This is a genomic window from Microcystis sp. LE19-84.1B (assembly GCF_027531875.1).
Taxonomy (GTDB): Bacteria; Cyanobacteriota; Cyanobacteriia; order Cyanobacteriales; family Microcystaceae; genus Microcystis; species Microcystis panniformis.
Map to the genome: position 1 here is coordinate 1 of NZ_JAPZSR010000008.1, position 10,479 is coordinate 10,479.

The 10,479-nt window shown below is 41.3% G+C and carries 1 protein-coding gene; it reads right to left on the reverse strand.

The features are described from left to right. Positions 1 to 10,312 (reverse strand): Calx-beta domain-containing protein (locus O9324_RS00275; RefSeq protein WP_288139179.1); only part of this gene is annotated, 10,312 nt, incomplete at its 3' end. Positions 10,313 to 10,479: the final 167 nt, after the last annotated feature.

The following is a 10,479-nucleotide window of genomic DNA, read 5'->3' on the forward strand; positions in this document are numbered from 1 at the left end:
GTAGGGTTAAAGCAACACCATCACGGGTTAAGGTAATGTCGTTTTTATCGAAGGTATTGAGGTTAATTTGTTCGGAGAATTGAACGTCAATACTGTTGATGGGGTTGGCGGTTGAGGTGGGAACGTTGAGAAATTGGGTAATAGCAGGTTTAATTACATCAGCAAAGACGCTAAGGTTAGCAGTAGAAGTGTTACCAGCGGTATCTTGTACCTGTATTTCTAGATTACGAGAACCGGGAGAGGGTAGAGAAATATTGCTGCTAAAGCTAGTTCCGGTTACGGTTGCTTGTCCTAAGTTTTGGTTAGTGGTTAAGTCTTTGATATAGACTTTTAGGTTGGCTTCGGCTAAATCCCCTGTAATGGTGATATTTTGGCTATTTACCCGATATTGTTCCGCTTGGTTGAGGGTGGCAATTTGATCCCCCCCAGCCCCCCTTAATAAGGGGGGAGTTGTAGCGGTAACTTGGATATTAGTCGGTATATTAGGAAGAATGCGATCAAGTGTCCATGTTTGAGTGAGGGAGTTACTGACACTATTTCCTGCGGTATCTTTGATCCCTGTACCATTAACGGTGACGGTATAAATACCGTTATCAGTTTGCAGTCCGCTTAACCCTTTGATAGTGTAGGTGGTTTCGTTGCGTTTTTCTAGGGTGACGCTATTGGTAATTAAATTAACACCACCATCACGGGTAAGGGATAGGTCATTAATATCAAGGGTATCTTGTTTAATTGCTTCAGAAAAGCTGATTTCTAAGTTACTAACTGCGGTATTACGAGGACTGGTGACATTAGTGATACTGGTAAGGGTAGGAATAGTGTTATCCAGTACCCAGTTAAACCCTTTACCCCCGACACCGTTGTTATTATCAGTATCCTGTACGCCATTAGCGGTGACTAATAATTGATAATCTCCCTCAGTGTTGGTGAATTGACTCAAATTACTGACTCGGAAGGTAGTAGCATCAATTTGGGTAATAGTAACGGTATTGTTAACTAAGCTTTCGCCGTTGTTACGTCTTAGGGTGATGTCGGTATAGTCGAAGCTAGTGGGGATAATCGCCTCTGTAAAGGTGACATCAAAGGTATCAACAGGAGTATTAAGTAAGGTAGAGTTAAAGCCAGTAATTGAAGCAATACCGGGTTTATCTCCTGTAAATGTCCAGTTTTCGCTAACAATACCGGCTCCATTATTACCTGCTAAGTCTTGGATACCTGTAGCATTAACACTGAGTTGATATTGTCCAATATTACCCGTAATACTGGTTAAGTTGTTGATTTGGAAGGTTATGGGGTCAACTTGACTAATTGTCACCCCATTGGTGATTAAATTGACACCGTTATCAAGGGTTAAGCTTAAGTCTTGATAATCAAAAGTATTGGCGCGGATGGGTTCAGTAAAAACAACGGTTAAGTTATCTACAGGAATCTTGCGCGGATTGGGTGAAACATCAAGAATTTCTCGTACTTTAGGCGCTGCGGAGTCGTTACTATCGTAGCTAATGGTATAGCTTCCGGTGCTGTTGTAGTCGAGGAAGTGGAGAATATTTTCGTATTTGGGTCGTCCTGTAGCAGGGAAAGTGCGATCGGTGCGCCAGATATTATCTACATTGATTAATGTACCATCGGAGCGGCGCAGTTCTTTGATTTGGAATTGTCCGTTAGCAGGATCTTCTAAACGGATGTAGGTCCAGATCCCCCCTAACCCCCCTTGATAAGGGGGGGATAAGGTGATTTGTGCCTCTAAATCAAAGATGGTAACGGGTGCGTCAACGGTAGCGGTGTCAATGGCGGTGACGGGTGCAGTATTGCCATTACTAAAGTAGAGGGTATCGGGGTAGAATTTGGCATCAAATTGATCATTAACTAGGAAGTCTGGGAGGTTATCGCTGTTTGCTTGGACTTTTTGGATTAATTCATGAATTTTGACTTCTTTAATTAGGGATAGTTCTTTGTTACCAAGTCCGTTGATGTGTTCAAAGGTGGCTTTATATTCGATAAATTTACCCTGGAGAGTGGATTTGAGTAACCAGTCAGCGACGGCGGTTTGTCCGGCTTTGATGTCGCCAAAGTTGACAGCGAGGGAGGGGGTAACGTCTTGTCCGTTGAGTTGAGAACCGATGATATTAAAGTCAATCAGTAATCCTTTTTCGTTATCAACAATTTTGGGTTGAGATGAGGTGATACGGAGATTTTTCGCATCGCCATAACCTTTGTTTTGGACTAAGACGGCGAGATCAAATGGTACAGATATTTCGGTAGCATCAGTAAAGGGATCATCGCCATAGACGTTACGGGATTGGAAGTAATCTAGGTATAGTTCCGCTTGGGGTAAGACGGTGATACCTGTAGAAAGTAAGGGGACGTTGATAACTTGTCCGTTTTCTGTGTAGGAAAGTGTACCGCCGATGTTGTAAGTGGTAGCGGTTTGGGGTGCGGCGAGGTTAGTGGGGATAAATGTCCATTCTGCACTACCTAAGCCTTCATTTTGGGGGGTATTGGGGTCATCACCTGTTAATATACCTGTACCATCTACTGCGGTGATGTTTTTGAGGATGGGGTTAGTGATACCAAAGAGGTTGTTAACTATATTGCCGTTTTGGTCGGTAATCTTTAGGTTGACGGCGAGGTTAGTTAGGTTAGTTGGATTACCGTTGTCTATTTCGAGGTTTCCGAGGAAAGCGGAACGAGTCATTACGGCTTCTTGGTCGATGCTGATACGAACTTGAGCGCAAACTCCTTGTTCAGGTTGTGGTGGCGGAGATGTTTTTTTTGTAGCAAGGTTAACCAAATAATCTAGTGGCGCATTGAAAATGCCTAATTGTTCAGCTTGCTCTTGAGTCCAAGAAACCAATGATGTACTGGTATTTGCATTCGAGGATAAATTTTCATAAGGTTTGATTATAAAAGCCGATGTTTCTATTTCAGGGGTGTTGGGATTATCTGTCAAACTCCATAGCTGATTGTCGTAATTAACAAAGGCTGAATAGGATAATCCTGTAGAGAAATAGTTCCAACGTAGTTGTCCTGGAAGAGCTTGTAATTCTTCAAGAAATTGTATTGGCTCATGAGCATAAGTCTGACTTATACTCTCCATTTTAGCCATCAAACTTTGTGTAGAAGATGTCTCAGTATTAACAGGAGAATATTCCCAAAATACACCCTCGGAGCCAAAAAACTGACTTTTTTCTTCAACAATAGGAATGGTTACTGGGCCGAACTTCCCATTAACTTCTGCCGAACCCTTGATACCGTAAAAATAATTAACTCGAAACCCTCCTTTATAAGTAACTTTTGGTTCTCCACCACAATTACTGGATACTTCTCCTTCTGCAAAGAACTGAGGATTTATTTCTAATCCTGCTTTTAAAGTTCCTTCAGCTTGTAGAGGTGATAAATTGACTTTTGTTTCGACTTGAGCACTTGCACCAGCTTTAATACCTAGACTACCTTTTGCTTGACCAAACCATTCTAATCCAGTGCTACCATCTGACTGACAGCAGGTTCTTAATCCTCCTTCTGCACTAAGATCCGATGTGGGCTTAAATCCGAGAACTCCACTTATAGAAGTTTCCAGTAATTTATCTGTGCCATCTTTACCTGACTTAAATAAACCAAGAAGATCAACTTTGATTATTTCTTTTCCTTCTGAGTCACATTTTTTATTTTCACAAGGTTCTTGGTTTATTATTACTGGCGTAGAACTACCACCCCCAGGGCCATCCCCCCCAGGAGCATCCCCCCAAGGATTCCAAGAACAACCACCAGATCCATCTACATTATTAAAACCAATACCTGTCGATTTACCAACATCTTGACCCCCACAAGGATAGAAATAAACTAGAGATCCTGAAATCCCACAACCACCACCAGTACCACCACCAGTACCACCACCAGTACCACCACCAGTACCACCACCAGTACCGCCACCAGTACCGCCACCAGTACCACCACCAGTACCACCACCAGTACCACCACCAGTACCTCCACCAGTACCTCCACCAGTACCTCCACCAGTACCGCCACCAGTACCACCACCAGTACCGCCACCAGTACCTCCAGTATTCTCATCAGCAATACGAGTAATTCTGACAGGAACAGTTAAGGAACTTTTCGCACCCAATGATTCAATATTATTAATCAGAGGTTCAATTTTATAGAAAGGATGATCGCTAAAACTAAACTTAAGATCATTCGCTGCAATCAAACCATGATTAGTCAAAGTCATATCCACTTGCATGACTTGACCAACCACATCTAACCCTTCTAAATCAATTAAAGGCGGATCAATGACTACCGTAGGAATGGGTACATCAGTCTCAAAAACACTCTCAACAGTTATGTTATATTTATCCTCAATTTCTGTCGGGGTGACAGTCCAGTTATACTGCACCGTCTGACGAGATAAAAAGGCGTTAATATTCTCCGTTTCCCCAGCATCTAACTGAATCGTTTGACGGAAAGTATCATGTTTGTCTGCTTTTACCTCTAACTTATAATAACCCTCATTAATATTAGACAGGTTAATTAATCCTGTATTATCCGTCACCGCAGTAGCGATTACTTCATTAGTAAAATAATCTCGTAATGTTACCGTTGCATTGGCTAACTTCGGCGAACCTTCAGCAAAATAGAATAATTCATCAACGGTATTAATCCGTATATTCCCTTTCGCTTCACTTAAAGCACGGAAATTATAATTAACCGATAAATCTCCATCATTCCCTTCTGCATCTAAGTAGAAATTACCGAAATATTCCGTTAACGGTAAATTAGCAGCAGGGTTTAATAATAAAGTAACTTTCGTCGATTCCCCCGGATTTAATGCGGAAATTGTCGCAGGAGAAGCTAACTTTAACCAAGGTTCATTTGGTAACTCTACCTCAATATTTTTGGCAATTCCTCCCCCTTCATTTGTTACCTGAAACTCGACAAGAGTTTGATTACCCCGCAACATTCCACTACTGACTAAATTAGTAGAAGCGACTAACCGGGGGACAATACGCTCTAAATTAACACTAACAGGTAATACCGCCGTCGCTCCTTCCGCACTGGTTAGCTTGATATTAAAGGTATCTTGAGTGATATAAGAGTCATTCGGTGCAGTAATGGTATAACTAAGGGTATTATTCCCCGAACCTGCTAAATTTTGGGGAGTATTCACCTGTACATTCCAACCCGGTACCACACTATCAACAGTCGCAGTAATTCCCGTTATCCCAATATTAGTAATATTTTCCAGCGTCACCGTACCGGTAAAGGGAGTATCTGCAATCACTTTATTAGTGACTTGACTGGTATTAAATTTCATCCCCAACAGTTGAAAACTGTCTTCGGGTGCGGTGTCTTCTGTGGGATTATTGGGGAAATAAGCATTAATGTTATATTGTCCCCCTTCGGTGGGTAAGGGATTAAAACTCTTAACAAAATTACCGTTTCCATCGGTAAACGCGCTTAATTCCCGAATAGTACCGTTATTTTCAATCTTAATGGTGACAAATTCAAAGGGTACAGGGGAATTATCCGCATTATTAACCGCACTTCCCCGTAATGTCACCGCTTGTCTGTTTGTACCAATTACCGTATCAGTGTAAACCGTAGCTTTATAAGCAGGTATCACCGTAATGGGAGTAATAACCGTGTTATTCTGTTCTCCTAACCCTGTCCCCTCATTAACAGTATTATTAGCATCTGTGGTAGCAATTAGATAGTATTGTCCCACAGTTTTCGGCGCAAAGAAGGGGATATTACGCTCATAGAAGGAATTAAAGGGAATATTAGGAGTAAAAGTAGTCTCAGTAATCAGACTATCACTACTATCAAATTTATTATCCGTAGAGAGATAAACCTTATCGGTCCAAGTTCCCGAAGCAGGAGATAAACCTTTATTTTCGACTTTATAGGTTAAATAAGACTGTTTACCCGTATAAATGGGGTTAGTTGTTGCCGCTAAATTAGTAATTACTAAGTCAGGGACATCAATATCACTGACTTCGATGGTTTTTACCCCACTATTAAACCCGTTTGCACTTGCAGTTAAATTAATCGTTTGAATACCATCACTAACCCCATCATTAACCCCAGTGACAATAAAAGTAGCAGAGGTTTGTCCTACTGGAATAGTCACCGTTGCGGGTACAGTTGCTTCGGTGGTGTCGCTACTGGTGAGGGTGACGGTTAATGCTTCTGTTGTGGGGGTATTTCGGGTAATAGTAGCGGTTGCGGTTCCTGTCTCACTAATGATGTTTTTATCGAGGGTAAGGGTGAGACTAGGACTTTCATTATCAGTAACATTAAGGTTAGCGGTTGCTTGTCCTGCATCTACTGTTATATTCGTCCCTGTATAGGTGGGTTTAGCGGTAATTATAACGGGTTGAGTTCCATCTAAAATAGTGTCATCAACTCCTTTAATTTCAAAGGTTGCTGATGCTTGATTTGCTGGAATAATAACGGTTTGGGGTACGGTTGCTTCGGTGGTGTCACTGCTACTGAGTTGTACTTCTAGGGGAGTATTGGTGACAATATTACGGGTAACAGTCGCTTGAACTTTACCTCCATTCTCACTGATACTATTAGCAGCTAGAGTTAGGGTTAAATTTACCCCATCATTATCAATGACAGCGACAGTATTAGAACTACTAACAAACCCAGCAGCAGAAGCAATTATAGTATAATTTTTTGGCAGTTCGATTAAGGTGTCATCTACCGCAGTTATGTTAAAATTAGCCGAAGTTGCACCTACTGGAATAGTGACGGTATTAGGTACAGTAATTTGACTATTTTCACTATTAACTAAGGTGACTGTTAAGGGTTGGGTGGTGTCGGTATTACGGGTGACAGTTCCCTGAATTGTGTTACCTTCGGTGACTTGTTGGGGATTAATTGTCACCGTTAAAGTGGGTTTAAAATCATCATCTAAAATGTTGACAATTGCGCTTTTTTGTGCATTATCAAGAGTTGCTCCGCCAGTCGGGTTAGTTAGGGTTAGATTAATGGTTTCGGTATTTTCTAAAACCGTGTCATTAATGATGGTAATAGTAACAGTTTTACTGGTTTCTCCGTTGGCAAAATTAACGGTAATAGGGGTAGCAACATAATCACTTCCGGCTGTTGCTGTACCGTTGCTTAGGGTGACAGTAGCACTAACAGCGCCATCACTTCCCCCAGTCCGGTTAATGGTAACTTGAGTGACAGGTGTGCCATTTTCATTAATATTATAAGTAGCATTACTGAAGGATAAGACACCGGATACAGCACCATTATCAATGATGTTTAATACTGCGGTTGTTTGGGTGCCTAATGTTGCGCCACCTGTAGGACTAGATAGAGTTAAGTTAACGGTTTCTGTAGGTTCATAAACCGTGTCATTATTGATAGGAATAGTAACAGTTTTGCTGGTTTCTCCATTGGCAAAGGTGACGGTAATGGGGGTGTTAGTATAGTCGTCAGGTGCAATTGCACTTCCATTGCTAGGGGTTAAGATAACGCTAACTTCCCCGTCACTTCCATTAGTGCGAGTTAATGTGATGTTCGCTGTTCCGTTTTCGTTGACGGTGTAGTTACTGCTATTGAGGCTAATGATTCCCCGTTGCGGTAAGTCGTCGTTAATTATGGTTAAAACTGCTGTAGTCTGAGTTCCTAATGTTGCGCCACCCGTTGGGTTAGATAGGGTTAAGTTGACGGTTTCGTCTGCTTCCAATTGGCTATCGTTAACGATGGGGATGGTGACGGTTTTACTGGTTTCCCCATTGGCAAAGTTGACGGTGATAGGGGTATTTGTATAGTCACTGGGTGTGATCGCTGTACCGTTAGTCAAATTAATTGTGGCACTAACTTGTCCATAACTACCATCAGTACGAATAACTTTAACTTCCGTGACAAGAGTTCCATTTTCATTTATGCTGAAATTGGCGGTTTCAAATGCTAATTTTCCCGCCGCAGAGCCTTGATTTAAAACTTGGACATTAACTAAGTCAAAACCAGGTACACTACCCGCAAGATTTAAACCAACAATTTTGACGGCACGTACAGATTGAGCATAGTTAATACTACTCAAATCAAAGGCGGTAGTAATGTTATCCTGAGCAACCCCCAAGAAAGTAAAATCAATAAAATTAGAACTGACAAAAACATTAGCGCGATCACCCGCAGCACCATCTTCTCTGACAAAAATATCATTTCCTGGGCCATCTACAATAGTTTCATCGATAAACCCAAGGGTGATATAAGAACCAGTTGGTAAGGTAACAGTATTAACTAAGGATGAATCAGGATCATTACCTAGAGCGGCATCTAAATTAATAGGAGTCGTTCCACCACTCCCAATAAATCCGTATGGTCCAGGAATGGGACCTGCACCACTATCAAAATAGTCTAGAACAACATCAGCAAAACCTGCCCAAACTGTGTCATTATCAATGATAGTTAATGTGGCAGTTTTTTGACTACCGAGAACAATATTACCAGTAGGATTACTAAGAGTTAGATTGATAGTTTCGCTAGTTTCAGCAACGGTATCATTAACTACCGCAATATCTACAGTTTTAGTCGTTTCTCCAGGATTAAAAGTGACGGTAAAAGTTTGAGGGTTATAATCTTGAGAAGTTGTAGCTGTTCCATCCGTCAGAGAGATTGTTACTGAGCCACTATCCATGTCTCCATTACGGGTAATGGTCACGGGAACGAACACTTTACCATCTTCTCCCACTTGAAAATTAGCCCGACTAAAACTCACCATTGGCTCATCATTATCGATAATGGTTAGAGTTGCGGTTTTCTGTGTGCCTAATGTGACCCCATTAGTGGGATTAGACAGGGTTAAATTAATGGTTTCGTTGGCTTCATCAAGGGCATCATTAACTATAGGAATCGTAACGATTTTGCTGGTTTCTCCATCAGCAAAGTTGACAGTGATGGGGGTATTTGTATAGTCACTAGGTGCGATCGCACTCCCATTACTAGGTGTTAAGGTAACACTAACCGCGCCATCACTTCCATTGGTACGAGTGACCGTTACAGCAGTAACAGGTGTTCCATTTTCATTAACAGTGAAAGTAGGAGAACTAAAAGCTAGGCTACCAACTGCAAGTTTAGCATCATTAAATAAAGCACTACTTGGAACAATTTGCTTGGCAATATTAGCATCACTACTTGACCAAGAAAACTGCATTATATTGTCCGCAGTCTTTTCGCCAAAAAGAAGCAAAATATTATGTAATCCCGCTGTTAAATTTACAGTTTTGCTTACTTCTTTTACAATATGAAGTCCGCCATTATTAATAGTTGCATTAGTTGGTGTAGGGGCTAAAGTTGCATTATCTAAAAAGAGATAGGAAGCATCATCACTATTGATATAAAAAGTATAATTGCCAGTTACAGGGATATTAATATAACCATTCCACTGGGAACTAAATGTTTCTAAGTCAGCTAATTGAGGGATAGTGTTTAAGTTCCAGGATGTTGAATTATTTAAAAAGTTAACGTTTGTGTCAATACGAGTTAAAAGTGGTGATTGTTGAGAGAAGAAACCTAAATTATCATCGAAATAAGTATCATAATATTGACCTTTTAATCCTTGAGACAAAAAATCAAAAATAGTCCCTGTAACTGCTGTATTTGTACCTACTGTATAACCTGTCCCCGCAGCGAGGGTTAAAATAACGGTTTCATTGTTTTCAACAATAGTGTCAGCAGTGGGATCAATTGTGACTTTAGCAGTGGTAGAATTAGCAGCGAAAGTCACTGTCCCGGTTTTACTGGTGAAAGTTGCTGCACCGGTTTGAGTGTAATCTGTATTAAAGGTAGCTGTTCCCCCGACTGTATAGTTGACGGTTAATGGATTAGTGGTTACTCCGTTACGAGTGAAGGTATAGACTAAGTTGGTTGTCCCGTCTTCAGTTACACTTACTGGGGCTACTGCTAAAGTGATAGATGGTAGTAAAGAAATTACGGAAACGTTATCTAGTGCGGGGCCAAAAGCAGCATTTTCTGGCTCAATAGATAAACTATAAAATTCCAAGGTCGTTGTGGATGCAGTTGCCGTAAATACCCAGGTCTTATTTACCCAGCCCATATTATCATCACTAAACCCTGTAGTATCAAAGGAAAAAACTTCGGACTGGCCTGCGGCTGAAACTCCTAGTTGTCTGATGGGAGTTCCACTATAAGTATTGCCAGCCAAGGCAAAGGAGACAAGGTATTGTTGGCCTGCAATAGTGCTGAAAGTTTGAGCTATACCACCCACTCCAGGCGAACCATTGAGATCGAGAGAGCGATCGCCATCTGCATCTACCCAATAAGCTGTATAGTCAATTTGATCCCTCGTAACAGTCCATCCTGTCTCACCGTTCGCTCATTTTTTCGAGTAAGAGAGTGTCAAACAGGTTGAAAAGCTTACCCAATAAAGGATTCAGCGACCCAGACTGACTCGGGTTCATCCCGAAGCAAAGTAAGTGGTAGTATAAATAGACTCCTCTACAT